Here is a 14,346-nt window from a genome sequence, read left to right as displayed (position 1 = left end):
TGGCCGCAGTCGCCGTCCTCAACCGCGCAGGCGCTTGACCAGGCTCGAGGTGTCCCAGCGATTGCCGCCCTGCGCCTGCAGGTCGGCATAGAACTGGTCGACCAGCGCCGTCACCGGCAGCCGGGCGCCATTGCGGCGCGCCTCGTCGAGGCAGAGGCCGAGGTCCTTGCGCATCCAGTCGACCGCGAAGCCGAAGTCGAACCTGGCGTCGACCATCGTCGGCCCGCGGTTGTCCATCTGCCAACTCTGCGCGGCGCCCTTGCCGATCACGCCGAGCACGGCCTTCATGTCGAGCCCGGCCTTCTCGCCGAAGGCGATCGCCTCGGCCAGGCCCTGCACCAAGCCGGCGATCGCGATCTGGTTGACCATCTTGGCGAGCTGGCCGGCGCCGGCCGGGCCGAGCAGCGTGACGGCCTTGGAATAGCTCATGGCCACCGGCCGGATGCGATCGAAGGCGGCCGCGTCGCCGCCGCACATCACGGTCAGCGCGCCGTTGATGGCGCCCAGGTTGCCGCCCGAGACCGGCGCATCGATGAAGTGAAGGCCGCGCGCGCGCGCCGCGGCGTCGAGCTCGCGCGCGATGTCGGCCGAGGCGGTGGTGTGGTCGACGAAGACCGCGCCGGCGGCCATGCCGCCAAAGGCGCCATCGACCCCAAGCGTGACCGAGCGCAGGTCGGCATCGTTGCCGACGCAGGCGAAGACGATGTCGGCGCCGGCCGTGGCCTCGCGCGGCGTCGGTGCGGAGCGGCCACCGTAGCTCGCGACCCATTCGTCGGCGCGCGCGGCGGTGCGGTTGTAGACCGTGACCTGGTGGCCGGCGCGCGCGAGGTGGCCGGCCATCGGCTGGCCCATCACGCCGAGGCCCAGGAACGCCACCCGTAACGGTGCGGTCGGCTCGTAGGTCCGGGGAGCGGCGAGGATGGTCGTCAAGGCGGGCCCCGGGCTCAGACGATGCTCATGTGCTCGGTGCCGGCCGAGAGGTCGGTGTTGCGGGCACGATGGCTGTTGAGCTTGATCTGCAGGCGCAGGTCGTTGACCGAGTCGGCGTTGCGCAGCGCGTCCTCGAAGGTGATCATCTGGCCCTCGTAGAGGTCGAACAGCGCCTGGTCGAAGGTCTGCATGCCGAGTTCGCGCGAGCGCTTCATCAGTTCCTTGATGTCGCCGACCTCGCCCTTGAAGATCATGTCGGCGATCAGCGGCGTGTTGAGCAGGATCTCGACCGCGGCGGCGCGGCCCTTGCCTTCCTGGCGCGGAATCAGTCGTTGCGAGACCAGCGCCTTGAGGTTCAGCGACAGGTCCATCAGCAGCTGGGCGCGACGCTCCTCGGGGAAGAAGTTGATGATGCGGTCGAGCGCCTGGTTGGCGCTGTTGGCGTGCAGCGTGGCCATGCACAGGTGGCCGGTCTCGGCGAAGGCCACCGCGTGTTCCATGGTCTCGCGGTCGCGGATCTCGCCCATCAGGATGACGTCGGGCGCCTGGCGCAGCGTGTTCTTCAGCGCGATGCCCCAGTCGTCGGTGTCGATGCCGACCTCGCGCTGGGTCACGATGCAGTTCTTGTGCGGGTGCACGAACTCGACCGGATCCTCGATCGTGATGATGTGGCCGTAGCTGTTCTCGTTGCGATGGTCGACCATCGCCGCCAGCGAGGTGCTCTTGCCCGAGCCGGTGGCGCCGACGAAGATCACCAGCCCGCGCTTGGTGGCGGCCACTTCCTTCAGCACCGAGGGCAGGTTCAGGCTGTCGATGGTAGGCAGCGTCTGGGGGATCGTGCGCAGCACGAGGCCGACCTGGCCCTGCTGCACGAAGGCATTGACGCGGAAGCGGCCGATGCCGGTCGGCGCGATCGCGAAGTTGCACTCCTTGGTCTTCTCGAACTCGGCGGCCTGCTTGTCGTTCATGATCGAACGCGCCAGCGCCACCGTGTGCTGCCCGGTCAGCGGCTGCGGCGAGACCTTGGTGATCTTGCCGTCGACCTTGATCGCCGGCGGGAAGTCGGAGGTCAGGAACAGGTCGGAGCCGTTGCGCGAGACCAGCAGGCGCAGCAGGTCGTTGATGAATTTGGATGCCTGGTCGCGTTCCATCTTGTCACTCTCAGTAGATTCAGCCGCCCGAAAGCAGCGCCGACAGCCGCGCGCTCACCTGGCGCAGCCGCAGCGAAAGACGCCGCCCGAGCGAGGCCAGCAGGGCCAGCGCCAGACGCGGGTCGTTGAGCACCATCTGGTCCAGGCGCTGTGCATCGAGCACCGCCAGGACGCTCGGGGTGAGCGTGGTGCAGGCCGAGAAGCGCTCGCCCGCGTCGAGCAGAGACATCTCGCCGAGCATGTCGCCGGCCAGCGCCTCGGCCAGCCGCGCGCGGCCGCCGACCGGCTGGATGCGGTCGACCGCGAGCGTGCCGTCGAGCACGATCGCCATGTAGTCGCCCTGCTCGTCCTGGCCGATCACTTCCTGGCCCTCGGCCACGGCGACGAAATCGAAGTACTGCGCAAAGCGCACCAGCTCGGCGGTGGAAAGCGTCACCACGTGCGGGTCGGCGGCCCACAGCCGTGCGAAGAGCTCGGTGCCGACGCGCAGGTCGAACTCGACCGCGCCGATCTCGATCACGCGCTGGCGCCAGGCCACCGAGCGCGGCGCGTCGTCGCTGCGCTCGAGGAACATCGTCGAGAAGAAGGTCGACTCGCCGTTGACGGGCCGCGCCGGCGCCAACTCGTCGTCGATGCCGCGTGGCTCGACGACGTTGGCGACGCGGCCACTCAGGCGCTCGAACAGCATCTTCACAGCGCCGGTCCGCTGGGCTTCAGCCGGGGAAATTCTCGGGCGACTTGGCGCGTCCGCGAGCCTCGGCCGGCGTGATCAGGTTGCGCCGCACCAGGTCGGCGAGGTTCTGGTCGAGCGTCTGCATGCCCACCGAGTTGCCGGTCTGGATCGAGCTGTACATCTGCGCGATCTTGTTCTCGCGGATCAGGTTGCGGATGGCCGGCGTGCCCAGCATGATCTCGTGGGCCGCGACGCGGCCGGTGCCGTCCTTGAGCTTGCACAGCGTCTGCGAGATCACGCCGATCATCGACTCGGAGAGCATCGCGCGCACCATGTCCTTCTCGGCGGCCGGGAACACGTCGACCACGCGGTCGATGGTCTTGGCGGCGCTGCTGGTGTGCAGCGTGCCGAACACCAGGTGACCGGTCTCGGCGGCGGTCAGCGCCAGGCGGATGGTCTCGAGGTCACGCATTTCGCCGACCAGGATCGCGTCGGGGTCCTCGCGCAGCGCCGAGCGCAGTGCGTTGGAGAAGGAGAGCGTGTGCGGGCCGACCTCGCGCTGGTTGATCAGGCAGCGCTTGGACTCGTGCACGAACTCGATCGGGTCCTCGACGGTCAGGATGTGGCCGTACTCGTTCTCGTTGAGGTGGTTGACCATGCCGGCCAGCGTGGTCGACTTGCCGGAGCCGGTGGGGCCGGTGACCAGCACCAGGCCGCGCGGCTTGAGCGCGAGGTCGGCAAAGATCTTCGGCGCGTTGAGCTGCTCGAGCGTGAGGATCTTGCTGGGAATGGTCCGGAACACGGCGCCGGCGCCGCGGTTCTGGTTGAAGGCGTTGACGCGAAAGCGCGCCAGGCCCTGGATCTCGAAGGAGAAGTCGCACTCGAGCGTCTCCTCGTAGGCCTTGCGCTGCGCATCGTTCATGATGTCGTAGACCATGTCGTGGACGTTCTTGTGGTCCAGCGGGTCGACATTGATGCGGCGAACGTCGCCATGCACGCGGATCATCGGTGGCAGTCCGGCGGACAAGTGCAGGTCGGAGGCCTTGTTCTTGACCGAGAAAGCCAGCAGTTGGGTGATGTCCATGAAGCGCGGCGGGAGGGGATCAAAAGATTATGGCGACGATAGCTCACAACCGACAACAAGTGATCGCGCGCATCGTCCGCGCGTGTGTGCAGGCGCAACGCAGCGTGGACAGCGTCACGCTGCTGGCGGTCAGCAAGACCTTCGGCGCCGAAGCGGTGCGCGCCGCGGCCGCTGCCGGCCAGCGCGCCTTCGGCGAGAACTACGTGCAGGAGGCGCTCGAGAAGATGGCCGCGCTGGCCGAGTTGCGCGACGCGATCGAGTGGCACCTGATCGGGCCGCTGCAGGGCAACAAGACGCGCGTGGTTGCCGAGGCCTTCGACTGGGTCCACAGCGTCGACCGACTAAAGATCGCGCAGCGCCTGAGCGAGCAACGACCCGCGGCGCTGGCCCCGCTTCAGCTCTGCCTGCAGGTCAACACCAGCGGCGAGGCGAGCAAGAGCGGCCTCGCGCCCGACGAAGCGGCGGCCGTGGCGGTCGAGGTCGCGCGGCTGCCGCGCGTGCGGCTGCGCGGACTGATGGCGATCCCGGAGCCGGCCGCCAGCATCGAGGCGCAGCGCGCGCCGCATCGCATGCTCAGAGAGCTGCTGGCGCAACTCAACTGCCGGCACGGCCTCGGACTCGACACGCTGTCGATGGGGATGAGCGCCGACCTGGAGGCGGCTGTGCTCGAAGGCGCAACGATCGTGCGCGTGGGCAGCGCGCTCTTCGGAGCGCGCGCCTGACGAGGCTTAGCCGCGCTTGCGCTTGATGAAGTGCGCCAGCTCGCCCACCAGCCCGCGCCTGAAGGCCAGCACGCAGACGATGAAGATCAGGCCGGTGACCAGCGTCACCGATTCGCCGAGGCCGTTGAACCAGGCGATGCCGGTGATCTCGGCCAAGGCCTTGCCGAGGTCGCCGATCTTGTTCTCGAGCGCGATGATCACCAGCGCGCCGACCATCGGCCCGACCATCGTGCCCATGCCGCCGACCAGCGTCATCAGGATCACGGCGCCGGAGGTGGTCCAGACCGCGTCGGTCAGTGTCGCGAAGCCGAGCACCAGGGTCTTGGTGGCGCCGGCCAGGCCGGCCAGCGCGGCCGACAGCACGAAGGCGACCAGCTTGAAGCGGTCGGTGTCGTAGCCGAGCGAGATTGCGCGCGGCTCGTTCTCGCGGATCGAGGTGAGCACCTGGCCGAAGGGCGAGTGCACGGTGCGGTAGATCAGCCAGAAGGCGGCGATGAAGATGCCGAGCACGACGTAGTAAAGCGTGAGGTCGTTGGCCAGGTCGAGGCCGAGGAAGCGGCCTCGCGGCACCGATTGCAGCCCGTCCTCGCCGCCGGTGAAGGGCGCTTGCAGGAAGAAGAAGAACAGCATCTGGCTCAGCGCCAGCGTGATCATCGAGAAATAGATGCCGCTGCGGCGGATCGCGAGCCAGCCGAAGGCCAGGCCGACCAGCGCCGCGGCGCCGGCACCGAAGGCCAGTCCGAGCGGGGCCGGCAGGCCCCAGACCTTGAGCGCGTGGCCGGCGGCATAGGCCGCGGTTCCGAGGAAGGCCGCGTGGCCGAAGCTCAGCAGGCCGGTAAAGCCGATCAGCAGGTTGAAGGCGCAGGCAAACAGCGCGTAGCACAGCACCTTCATCACGAAGATCGGGTACGCGCCGAAGAAGGGCAGCGCGGCGATCACGCCGAACATGATCGCGTAGCCGAGCAGCGGCGAACGGGCGAGGGGCACGGCAGCGCCGGCCGGAACGGAAGGGGTGGTCGGGGCGCTCATCTCAATTCTCTTTGCCGAACAGCCCGGCCGGGCGGATCAGCAGCACGATCGCCATGATCACGAACACCACGGTACTCGAAGCCTCCGGATAGAACACCTTGGTCAGGCCCTCGATCACGCCGAGGCCGAGGCCGGTGAGGATCGAGCCGAGGATCGATCCCATGCCGCCGATCACGACGACCGCAAACACCACGATGATCAGGTTGCTGCCCATCAGCGGCGTGATCTGCAGGATCGGCGCCGCCAGCACGCCGGCAAAGGCGGCCAGCGCCACGCCGCCGGCATAGGTCAGTGTGATCATGCGCGGCACGTTGATGCCGAAGGCCTGCACCAGCTTGGCGTTCTCGGTGCCGGCGCGCAGCGTGGCGCCGAGCGAGGTCTTCTCGATCAGGGCCCAGACCGCCATACAGACCACGATCGAGGCCACCACGACCCAGGCGCGGTAGTTCGGCAGCACCATGAAGCCGAGGTTGGTGGCGCCCTGCAGCGCCTCGGGCACCGGATAGGTCTGACCCGAGACCCCGTAGAAGGAGCGGAAGATGCCCTCGATCACCAGCGTGATGCCGAAGGTCAGCAGCAGCCCGTAGAGGTGGTCGAGCTTGTAGAGCCACTGCAGCATCGAACGCTCGATCACGATGCCGATGACGCCGACGATCAGCGGCGCCACCAGCAGCATCACCCAGTAGTTCAGGCCCAGGTACTCCAGGCCCATCCAGGCCAGGAACGCGCCCATCATGTAGAGCGAGCCGTGGGCGAAGTTGATGATGTTGAGCATGCCGAAGATCACCGCCAGGCCCAGCGAAAGGATCGCGTAGAACGATCCGTTCACGAGGCCGAGCAGCAGTTGCCCGAGCAACGCCTGCACCGGAATGCCGAAGATCTCCGTCATGCTCTGTTCACTTCACTCGCTGCGCTCTGGGGTTGCTCACTTCTTGAGCAGGGGGCACTTGCTGCTGGCCAGCGGCGTGAAGGCCTCGTCGCCGGGGATCTTCTGCACCACGTTGTAGTAGTCCCAGGGCTCGCCCGAGTCCTTGCTCGACTTCACCTGCATCAGGTACATGTTGTTGCGGTGGCGGCCATCGGGGCCGATCACGGTGTTCTGCGAGAACATGTCGTTGACCTTGGTGGCGCGCATCTGGGCCAGGGTCTTGTCGCCGTCATCGGACTTCGCCGCCTCGACCGCCTTCAGGTAATGGCCGGTCGCCGAGTAGTTGGCTGCCTGCAGCATCGAGGGCATGCGCTTGAACTTCTCGAAGAAGCGACGCGACCAGACGCGCGACTCGGGGCTCTGGTTCCAGTACCAGGCCTCGGTCAGGTACATGCCCTCGGTCGCCTTCAGGCCCAGCGAGTGGATGTCGTTGATGAACATCAGCAGGCCGGCGAGCTTCATCGTCTTGGTGATGCCGAACTCGTTGGCGGCCTTGATCGAGTTGATCGTGTCGCCGCCGGCGTTGGCCAGGCCCAGGATCTGCGCCTTGCTGCTCTGCGCCTGCAGCAGGAAGCTGCTGAAGTCGCTGGCCGACAACGGGTGCTTGACCGAGCCGACGACCTGCCCGCCCGCCTTCTGCACCACCGCGGTGGTGTCGTTCTGCAGCGAGGCGCCGAAGGCGTAGTCGGCGGTCAGGAAGTACCAGGTCTTGCCGCCCGACTTGACCACCGCATTGCCGGTGCCGTTGGCCAGCGCCACGGTGTCGTAGGCGTAGTGAATCGTGTAGGGCGTGCAGTCCTCGTTGGTCAGGCGCGAGCTGGCGGCGCCGACCGAGATGAAGGGCTTCTTCTTCTCGGCCGCAATCTTGGCCATCGCCAGGTTGGCGCCCGAGTTGGTGCCGCCGATCAGCATGTCCACGCCCTGCGTGTCGAACCATTCGCGCGCCTTGCTGGCGGCGACGTCGGCCTTGTTCTGGTGGTCGGCATAGACCACCTCGACCTTCTTGCCGGCCGCCATGCCCTTGGCATCGGCGATCGCCATGCGGATCGCCTCGACGCCGCCGGCGCCGTCGATGTCGGCATACAGGCCCGACATGTCGGTGATGATGCCGATCTTGATCACGTCACCCGAGACTTGGGCGTGGGCCGGGGCGGCGGCGAAGCCGCCGAGCCCGCAAAGGGCGGCGGTGGCGAGGGCGATGCGCTTGAGATGAAGGGCCATGCTGTCTCCTGGTTGTCGATCGAAGGCAAAACGGGGGTCAAACACTGAGCAGTTCGTCGAGCACCGCCTGCTTGGCGGCGAGTTCGCTGGCGGCGAAGGACAAGGCCACCTGGCCATGCTCGATCACGTGGAAATGGTCGGCCAGCGGCGCCGCGAAGCGGAAGTTCTGCTCCACCATCAGGATGGTGAAGCCCTCGGCCTTGAGCGCCTTGATCATGCGGGCCAGCGCCTGCACGATCACCGGCGCGAGGCCTTCTGAGATCTCGTCGAGCAAGAGGATGTCGGCGCCGGTGCGCAGGATGCGCGCGACCGCCAGCATCTGCTGTTCGCCCCCCGAAAGCCGCGTGCCGGGGCTGTTCTTGCGCTCGGCGAGGTTGGGGAACATCGCGTAGATCTGCGCCTCGCCCATAGCCTTGCCGCGGCCGGCCTTGAGCTGCGGCGGCAGGCGCAGGTTCTCCTCGGTGCTGAGCGAGGCGAAGATGCCGCGCTCCTCCGGGCAGTAGCCGAGACCGAGCTGGGCGATCCGGTGCGTCGCCATGCCGACGCTCTCGGTGCCATGCACCTTGATCGAGCCCTTGCGGTCGCCGGTCAGGCCCATGATCGCGCGCAGCGTGGTGGTGCGGCCGGCGCCGTTGCGGCCGAGCAGCGTGACGACCTGGCCGCGCGGCACCGCGAGGCTGATGCCGTGCAGGATGTGGCTCTCGCCATACCAGGCGTGGAGGTCCTTGATCTCGAGGGCAAGCTCCGCCATCAATGCGCTCCCTGCAGCTCGGTGGCCTCGCTGCCCATGTAGGCCTCGAGCACTGCCGGGTGCTTGCTCACCGTGTCGTAGTCGCCCTCGGCGAGCACCGCGCCGCGCGCGAGCACGGTGATGCGGTCGGCGATGGTCGAGACCACCTTCATGTTGTGTTCCACCATCAGCACCGTGCGACCCTCGGCCACGCGCTTGATCAGCTTGGTGACGCGGTCCACGTCCTCGTGGCCCATGCCCTGGGTCGGCTCGTCGAGCAGCATCAGCTCGGGCTCCATCGCCATGGTGGTGGCGATCTCGAGCGCGCGCTTGCGGCCGTAGGGCAGGTCGGCGGCGCTCAGGTGCGCCATCTCGCGCAGGTCCACCAGTTCGAGCAGCGCGAGCACCTTGGCGTCGAGCTGCTGCAGGCCGGTGAGGTTCTTCCAGAAGTGGAACGAGGTACCGGTGAAGCGCTGCAGCCCGATGCGCACGTTCTCGAGCACCGTCAGGTGCGGGAACACGGCCGAGATCTGGAACGAACGGATCACGCCGCGGCGCGCGATCTGCGCCGACTTCTCGTGCGTGATGTCGTGCCCGTTGAAGAGGATCGTGCCGCGCGTGGGCGGCAGGAACTTCGTCAGCAGGTTGAAGCAGGTCGTCTTGCCGGCGCCATTGGGGCCGATCAGCGCGTGGATGTGGCCGCGCTGGACTTGCAGGTTCACGTTGTCAACGGCGGTGAAGCCCTTGAATTCCTTGGTGAGCCCTTGTGTCTGGAGGATGAAGTCGCTCATGCCGATCCGGCTGACGTGGACCGGCCATTGTCAGGACCCCTGTTGCGGCGCAACAGGCGGGGATCACCCTACGTGGGCTCGCGTATGCACCAACGCGGGTCAGGTGCCGGTAAGCGGGAGGTGGGTCGTGTTCTTGACCTCCTCCATCACCGCGTAGGTGCGGGTCTCGCGCACGCCGGGCAGCGACCAGATGACGCTGGCCAGCATCTCGCGGTAGGCGTTCATGTCGGCGGCGCGGGTCTTGATCAGGTAGTCGAAGCCGCCCGCCACCAGATGGCATTCGAGGATCTCGGGCCGCGCCTGCACCGCCGCCTGGAAGCTGCGGAACACCTCGGGTGTGGTGCGGTCGAGCACGATCTCGATGAACACCAGCATCCCGGCGCCGAGCTTGGCCGGGTTGAGCCGCGCCTCGTAGCCGAGGATGAAGCCATCGCGCGTTAGACGCTTGACGCGCTCCAGCGCCGCGGTCGGCGACAGATGCACCGCCTGCGCCAGATCCACGTTGCTGATGCGGCCATCGCGCTGCAGCGCGTGCAGGATGCGCAGGTCGGTGCGGTCAAGGCCCGGCAACGCGTCGGTCTCGATGGTAGTTTCGCTGGATTTTGTGCGGCGATCAGCCATCAGCTTGGTCATTAATTCGGTGAGATGGCGACTAGGCTATCGGAAATTCTGTCCAAGAGGTTCCCGATGAATCCCGATCTGCCTGCCGTGCCGCCCTCCGTGGCCCGCCTTCCGTCGCCGCTGCGCCCCGAGCAGGAGGCCCTGGCCGATTGCAGCGCCTTGCTCGCCGGCCAGGCCGCGGGCTTCGACTGGCAACGCGCGCAGCAGCGCGCCAAGCCCTGGGTGCAGGCGGTGCGTTCGCAGCCGGCGCCGTTCTGGGCGATGGAGTCGCTGCTGCGCGAGTTCCCGATCTCGAGCGCCGAGGGCCTGGCGCTGATGCGGCTGGCCGAGGCGCTGCTGCGCGTGCCCGATGCGCAGACCGCGATCGCGCTCACCGCCGACCAGCTTGGTCGCGCCGACTTCGAAGGTGGCTCCGACGGTCCGCACAAGCTGATGGCGAGCCTGTCGACCAGCGCGATCGCGCTGTCCAAGAAATTCCTGCCCGACAACAACGAGCAGCCCGGCATGCTCCAGCGCCTGGGTGCGCAGACCGTGGTGAGCGCGACCGTGCGCGCGATCCAGCTGCTCGGCCGCCAGTTCGTGCTAGGCCAGACGCTGGCCGAGGCGATCAAGGAAGCCAACGCGCAGCGCAAGGAACAGCGCGCGCTGCGTTTCAGCTACGACATGCTCGGCGAGGGCGCGCGCACCGACGCCGACGCGCTGCGCTACCTCAAGAGCTATGCCGACGCGATCGAGCAGCTGGCCGCGCAGCCGGCCACCGCCGAAGCCGGCCCGGAGGACAAGGACGGCATCTCGATCAAGCTCTCGGCGCTGTTCGCCCGCTACGAGGACGGCCAGCGCGAGCGCGTGCTGCGCGAGCTGGTGCCACGCCTGCTGCCGCTGGTCGATGCCGCCGCGCGCGCCAACCTCAACCTGACGATCGACGCCGAGGAGAGCGAGCGCCTCGAGCTCTCGCTCGACGTGCTGGAGGCGCTGGCCGCGCACATCGCGCAGCACCATCCGCAGTGGCGCGGCTTCGGCCTCGCGCTGCAGGCCTACCAGACCCGCTCGCTCGCGCTGGTGCACGAGGTGGCGCGCATCGCCAAGAGCAAGGGCCTGCGCTTCATGGTGCGCCTGGTCAAGGGTGCCTACTGGGACGCCGAGATCAAGCGCGCGCAGGAGCAAGGCCTGGCGGCCTACCCGGTCTGGACCCACAAGCACCACACCGACCTCGCCTACCTGGCCTGTGCCAAGGCGCTGATCGACCATGCGGACGTGATCTATCCGCAGTTCGCGACCCACAACGCAGGCACCATCGCGGCGATCGCCGAGCTGGCCGAGGCGGCCGGCGCGCGCTACGAGATGCAGCGCCTGCATGGCATGGGAGAAGGCGTCTATCGCGAGGTGCTCAAGGCCGGCGGCATCCCCTTGCGCATCTACGCGCCGGTCGGCGAGCACCGCGACCTGCTGGCCTACCTAGTGCGGCGCCTGCTCGAGAACGGCGCCAACAGCAGCTTCGTGCACCAGCTCGCCGACCCGAGCGTCGACCCCGACCTGCTGCTGGCCTCGCCGCTGGCGCCAAGCAAGCTCAGCGGCCAGCCGCTGCCGCCGCAGCTCTATGGCGCCGAACGCCGCAACTCGAGCGGCGTCGACCTGGCGGTGATCGCCGAGCGCGCGCCGCTGCTGGCGGCCGGCCGCGCGCTGACGAGCATCCCGTCGGTGCCGGAGGCCAGCTCGAAGGGCGCCGCCGCCGCGATGGACAGGCTCGATGCCGCCTGGGCCGGCTGGAACGCGACGCCGCTGGCCGAGCGCTGCGCCATCCTCGATCGTGCCGCCGCAGCGCTCGACGCCGCGCTGCCCGAGTACTGCGCACTGCTGGTCAAGGAGGCCCACAAGACCTGGCCGGACGCGGTGGCCGAAGTTCGTGAGGCTGTCGACTTCTGCCGCTACTACGCGCAACAGGCGCTGCACCGCCTGGCGCCGGTGGCCCTGCCCGGCCCGACCGGCGAGAAGAACACGCTGCACCTGCACGGCCGCGGCGCCTTCGTCTGCATCAGCCCGTGGAACTTCCCGCTCGCGATCTTCGCGGGGCAGGTGGTCGCGGCGCTGGTCACCGGCAACACCGTGGCCGCCAAGCCGGCCGAGCAGACGCCGGCGGTGGCGGCGCGCTTCGTCGAACTGCTCCACAAGGCCGGCCTGCCGCGCGAGGCGCTATGCCTGCTGCACGGCCCGGGCGAGACGGTCGGCGCCGCGCTGGTCGCGCACCCGCGCACGGCAGGCGTCTGCTTCACCGGCTCGACGCAGGTCGCCAAGATCATCCAGCGCACGCTGGCGGCCAAGGACGGCCCCATCGTGCCGCTGATCGCCGAGACCGGCGGCCTCAACGCGATGATCGTCGACAGCTCGGCGCTGCCCGAGCAGGTGGTCGACGCGGTCGTGCAGAGCGCGTTCCGCTCGGCTGGCCAGCGCTGCTCGGCGCTGCGCCTCCTGTGCGTGCACGAGGGCATCGCCGACGGCGTGCTGCACATGATCGATGGCGCGCTGCAGGAGCTCAAGGTCGGCGACCCGGCCGATCTGGCGACCGACGTCGGCCCGGTGATCGACGCCGAGGCCCATGCCAACCTGAGCCGCCATGTCGAGCGCCTCGGGCGCGAGGCGAAGCTGCTGGCCGAGCGCGGCGCGCCGGGAGGATCGGAACGGGGCCACTTCATCGCGCCGGCGATGTTCGAGCTCGCCGGCGTCAGCGCGATGAAGGAGGAGGTCTTCGGCCCGGTGCTGCACGTCGTGCGCTGGGGTCCGGGCACCGCGGCACCGGATGTCGAGACCCTGGTCGCGCAGATCAACGCCCTCGGCTACGGCCTCACGCTCGGCGTGCAGACCCGCATCGACAGCCGCGCGCAGCGCATCGCCGAGCTGGCGAGGGTGGGCAACGTCTACGTCAATCGCAACATGATCGGCGCGGTGGTCGGCGTGCAGCCCTTCGGCGGCGAGGGCCTCAGCGGCACCGGCCCCAAGGCCGGCGGCCCGAACTACCTGCCGCGCTTCTGTGGCGAGCAGACGGTGACGATCAACACCGCGGCGGCCGGCGGCAACGCCGAGCTGCTGGCCGGCGGCGCCCACTGAGTCCCGCGGCTCCAAGCCTGCCTGCGCAGGCTTGGACGGGACGAAGGCCACGAGCTCTGCGAGAGGCATGAAGCATCAACGCACCGTCAGCCGCGTCAGGCTGCCGTCGTCGACCGTGATCTGGGTGTCGAGCATCACCTTGTCGAAGAAGGTCACCTTGACGCGGTGGGTGCCGGCGCTCACGCGCAACGGGGCGCGCAGCTCGCCGAAGTCGCCGAGGGCGCCGACGTCGCGCTCGTCGACCAGCACTCGCGCGGTCGGGACCAGATCGTCCCGGCTGTCGAAGCGAAACACGATGCGCGGCCGCGGGTCGGGCGACTCGGCAACCTTCTTGCTCTCGGTGGTCCACGACGCACAGCCGCTGGCGAGCGCCAGCGCGGTGGCAAGGGCCGCAAGGAGCGCTGCGGTGCGCTGACCGCGGCGGCGTGAACGATGCATGGCTATCCTCCCGACCGCGCGCGGCGCGGACCCTGCGCCGGATCATAGTCAGGCCGTTGTCGGATCATCGAACCATCACTGCAAGGACCAGCCGATGCCTTCACCCACCACGATCGCCTTCATCGGCGGCGGCAACATGGCCGGCGCGCTGATCGGCGGGCTGCGCCGCAGCGGGCAGGCGGTCGAGCACATCCTCGTCATCGAGCCCTGGGCCGAGCAGCGCGAGCGACTCGCGCAACAACATGGCGTGACGGCGCTGCCGGCGGCCGATGCCTCGCTGGCGCGCGCCGCGCTGGTGGTCTGGGCGGTCAAGCCGCAGAGCTTTGCCGAGGCCGCCGCGGCCTGCGCCGCGCAGGTGGGCGGTGCGCTTCAGCTCAGCGTGATGGCCGGCATCCGCAGCGAGACAATCGCGGCCGCCACCGGATCGCAACGCGTGGTGCGCGCGATGCCCAACACGCCGGCGCTGATCGGTCAGGGCATTGCCGGGCTCTACGCTCGGCCGCAGGTCAGCGACGACGAGCGCGCCCACGTCGAGGCGCTGCTGGCGCCGACCGGCCAGACCTTGTGGGTCGATCGCGAGGACGACCTCGATTCCGTCACCGCGCTGTCGGGCTCGGGGCCGGCCTACGTGTTCCTGTTCATCGAATCGATGATGGAGGCCGCACGCCGGATGGGGCTGAGCGACGCGCAGGGCCGCGCGCTCGCGCTGCGGACCTTTGCCGGCGCCACCGAGCTGGCCATGCGCTCCGAGGACCCGCCCGCCGTGCTGCGCGAGCGCGTGACCTCCAAGGGCGGCACCACCTTCGCCGCGCTCGAGTCGATGCGCGCCGACGGCGTCGGCGAGGCGATCGTGCGGGCGGTGCTGGCGGCGCAGACACGCGCCGCGGAACTCGGCCGCGGCGGCTGATTCGCGGCAGCGCGGGTAA

At 68.8% G+C, this 14,346-nt stretch carries 14 protein-coding genes; 3 read left to right on the top strand and 11 right to left on the bottom strand.

Translation table 11 applies throughout. The features are described from left to right. Window positions 1-18: 18 nt before the first annotated feature. Genes EV670_RS07740 through EV670_RS07725 form a run of 4 tightly spaced genes read right to left on the bottom strand, consistent with a single transcriptional unit; the run spans window position 19 to window position 3,838 of the window. Entirely contained in the window at window positions 19-921 is a 903-nt protein-coding gene (locus EV670_RS07740; RefSeq protein ID WP_423213575.1) for an NAD(P)-dependent oxidoreductase, read from the bottom strand. Window positions 922-944: 23 nt separating this feature from the next. Next, a complete protein-coding gene (locus tag EV670_RS07735; protein ID WP_130431263.1) occupies window positions 945-2,081 on the bottom strand; it encodes a PilT/PilU family type 4a pilus ATPase in 1,137 nt (378 codons plus the stop codon). Window positions 2,082-2,100: 19 nt separating this feature from the next. Beyond that, entirely contained in the window at window positions 2,101-2,769 is a 669-nt protein-coding gene (locus EV670_RS07730; RefSeq protein ID WP_130431694.1) for a cyclic nucleotide-binding domain-containing protein, read from the bottom strand. 25 nt (window positions 2,770-2,794) lie between these two features. After that, window positions 2,795-3,838: a type IV pilus twitching motility protein PilT gene (locus EV670_RS07725; RefSeq protein WP_130431262.1), complete on the bottom strand. Its 1,044-nt coding sequence runs from the start codon at window positions 3,836-3,838 to the stop codon at window positions 2,795-2,797. A gap of 29 nt (window positions 3,839-3,867) precedes the next feature. Here EV670_RS07725 and EV670_RS07720 point away from each other — a divergent pair, with 29 nt between their 5' ends. Next, entirely contained in the window at window positions 3,868-4,560 is a 693-nt protein-coding gene (locus tag EV670_RS07720; RefSeq protein WP_130431261.1) for a YggS family pyridoxal phosphate-dependent enzyme, read from the top strand. Between the two features lie 6 nt (window positions 4,561-4,566). On the opposite strand, the gene EV670_RS07715 is transcribed toward EV670_RS07720, so the two are convergent. The 6 genes from EV670_RS07715 to EV670_RS07690 all read right to left on the bottom strand — a co-directional run bounded on the left by EV670_RS07715 (window position 4,567) and on the right by EV670_RS07690 (window position 9,880). Further along, entirely contained in the window at window positions 4,567-5,508 is a 942-nt protein-coding gene (locus EV670_RS07715; RefSeq protein ID WP_130431693.1) for a branched-chain amino acid ABC transporter permease, read from the bottom strand. An 82-nt stretch (window positions 5,509-5,590) separates the two neighbouring features. Continuing rightward, window positions 5,591-6,478 carry a branched-chain amino acid ABC transporter permease gene (locus tag EV670_RS07710; protein WP_130431260.1) on the bottom strand — a complete coding sequence of 296 codons (888 nt, stop codon included), beginning with the start codon at window positions 6,476-6,478 and terminating at the stop codon, window positions 5,591-5,593. A 36-nt stretch (window positions 6,479-6,514) separates the two neighbouring features. Beyond that, entirely contained in the window at window positions 6,515-7,738 is a 1,224-nt protein-coding gene (locus EV670_RS07705; protein WP_130431259.1) for an ABC transporter substrate-binding protein, read from the bottom strand. Window positions 7,739-7,775: 37 nt separating this feature from the next. Beyond that, a complete protein-coding gene (locus EV670_RS07700) occupies window positions 7,776-8,489 on the bottom strand; it encodes an ABC transporter ATP-binding protein (RefSeq protein ID WP_130431258.1) in 714 nt (237 codons plus the stop codon). Continuing rightward, on the bottom strand, window positions 8,489-9,259 hold the full coding sequence (locus EV670_RS07695) for an ABC transporter ATP-binding protein (RefSeq protein ID WP_130431257.1): 771 nt from the start codon (window positions 9,257-9,259) through the stop codon (window positions 8,489-8,491). The genes EV670_RS07700 and EV670_RS07695 overlap by 1 nt, the downstream gene beginning before the upstream one ends. A 99-nt stretch (window positions 9,260-9,358) precedes the next feature. After that, the gene (locus tag EV670_RS07690; RefSeq protein ID WP_130431256.1) at window positions 9,359-9,880 is read right to left on the bottom strand and encodes an Lrp/AsnC ligand binding domain-containing protein; all 522 of its coding nucleotides are present in this window, start codon (window positions 9,878-9,880) and stop codon (window positions 9,359-9,361) included. A gap of 66 nt (window positions 9,881-9,946) precedes the next feature. On the opposite strand from EV670_RS07690, the gene EV670_RS07685 reads away from it, so the two are divergent. Beyond that, entirely contained in the window at window positions 9,947-12,982 is a 3,036-nt protein-coding gene (locus EV670_RS07685) for an L-glutamate gamma-semialdehyde dehydrogenase (RefSeq protein ID WP_130431255.1), read from the top strand. Between the two features lie 75 nt (window positions 12,983-13,057). Here EV670_RS07685 and EV670_RS07680 read toward each other — a convergent pair whose 3' ends face one another. Then, entirely contained in the window at window positions 13,058-13,420 is a 363-nt protein-coding gene (locus tag EV670_RS07680; RefSeq protein WP_130431254.1) for a hypothetical protein, read from the bottom strand. Between the two features lie 94 nt (window positions 13,421-13,514). Between EV670_RS07680 and proC the strand changes: the two genes are divergently transcribed. Beyond that, on the top strand, window positions 13,515-14,327 hold the full coding sequence (gene proC / locus EV670_RS07675; RefSeq protein ID WP_130431253.1) for a pyrroline-5-carboxylate reductase: 813 nt from the start codon (window positions 13,515-13,517) through the stop codon (window positions 14,325-14,327). The last annotated feature ends 19 nt before the right edge of the window (window positions 14,328-14,346 follow it).

The sequence above is a fragment of the Rivibacter subsaxonicus genome (assembly GCF_004217215.1).
In the GTDB taxonomy this organism is placed as follows: Bacteria; Pseudomonadota; Gammaproteobacteria; order Burkholderiales; family Burkholderiaceae_C; genus Rivibacter; species Rivibacter subsaxonicus.
The sequence above is the reverse complement of the archived record's forward strand: the minus strand, read 5'-3'. Positions and strand labels throughout refer to the sequence as shown.

Excerpts from the sequence above, each read along its gene's own strand:
- EV670_RS07735 (WP_130431263.1), bottom strand. The coding sequence starts at position 2,081 with ATGGAACGCGACCAGGCATCCAAATTCATCAACGACCTGCTGCGCCTG.
- EV670_RS07730 (WP_130431694.1), bottom strand. The coding sequence starts at position 2,769 with ATGCTGTTCGAGCGCCTGAGTGGCCGCGTCGCCAACGTCGTCGAGCCA.
- EV670_RS07725 (WP_130431262.1), bottom strand. The coding sequence starts at position 3,838 with ATGGACATCACCCAACTGCTGGCTTTCTCGGTCAAGAACAAGGCCTCC.
- EV670_RS07720 (WP_130431261.1), top strand. The coding sequence starts at position 3,868 with ATGGCGACGATAGCTCACAACCGACAACAAGTGATCGCGCGCATCGTC.
- EV670_RS07715 (WP_130431693.1), bottom strand. The coding sequence starts at position 5,508 with ATGTTCGGCGTGATCGCCGCGCTGCCCTTCTTCGGCGCGTACCCGATC.
- EV670_RS07710 (WP_130431260.1), bottom strand. The coding sequence starts at position 6,478 with ATGACGGAGATCTTCGGCATTCCGGTGCAGGCGTTGCTCGGGCAACTG.
- EV670_RS07705 (WP_130431259.1), bottom strand. The coding sequence starts at position 7,738 with ATGGCCCTTCATCTCAAGCGCATCGCCCTCGCCACCGCCGCCCTTTGC.
- EV670_RS07700 (WP_130431258.1), bottom strand. The coding sequence starts at position 8,489 with ATGGCGGAGCTTGCCCTCGAGATCAAGGACCTCCACGCCTGGTATGGC.
- EV670_RS07695 (WP_130431257.1), bottom strand. The coding sequence starts at position 9,259 with ATGAGCGACTTCATCCTCCAGACACAAGGGCTCACCAAGGAATTCAAG.
- EV670_RS07690 (WP_130431256.1), bottom strand. The coding sequence starts at position 9,880 with ATGGCTGATCGCCGCACAAAATCCAGCGAAACTACCATCGAGACCGAC.
- EV670_RS07685 (WP_130431255.1), top strand. The coding sequence starts at position 9,947 with ATGAATCCCGATCTGCCTGCCGTGCCGCCCTCCGTGGCCCGCCTTCCG.
- EV670_RS07680 (WP_130431254.1), bottom strand. The coding sequence starts at position 13,420 with ATGCATCGTTCACGCCGCCGCGGTCAGCGCACCGCAGCGCTCCTTGCG.
- proC (WP_130431253.1), top strand. The coding sequence starts at position 13,515 with ATGCCTTCACCCACCACGATCGCCTTCATCGGCGGCGGCAACATGGCC.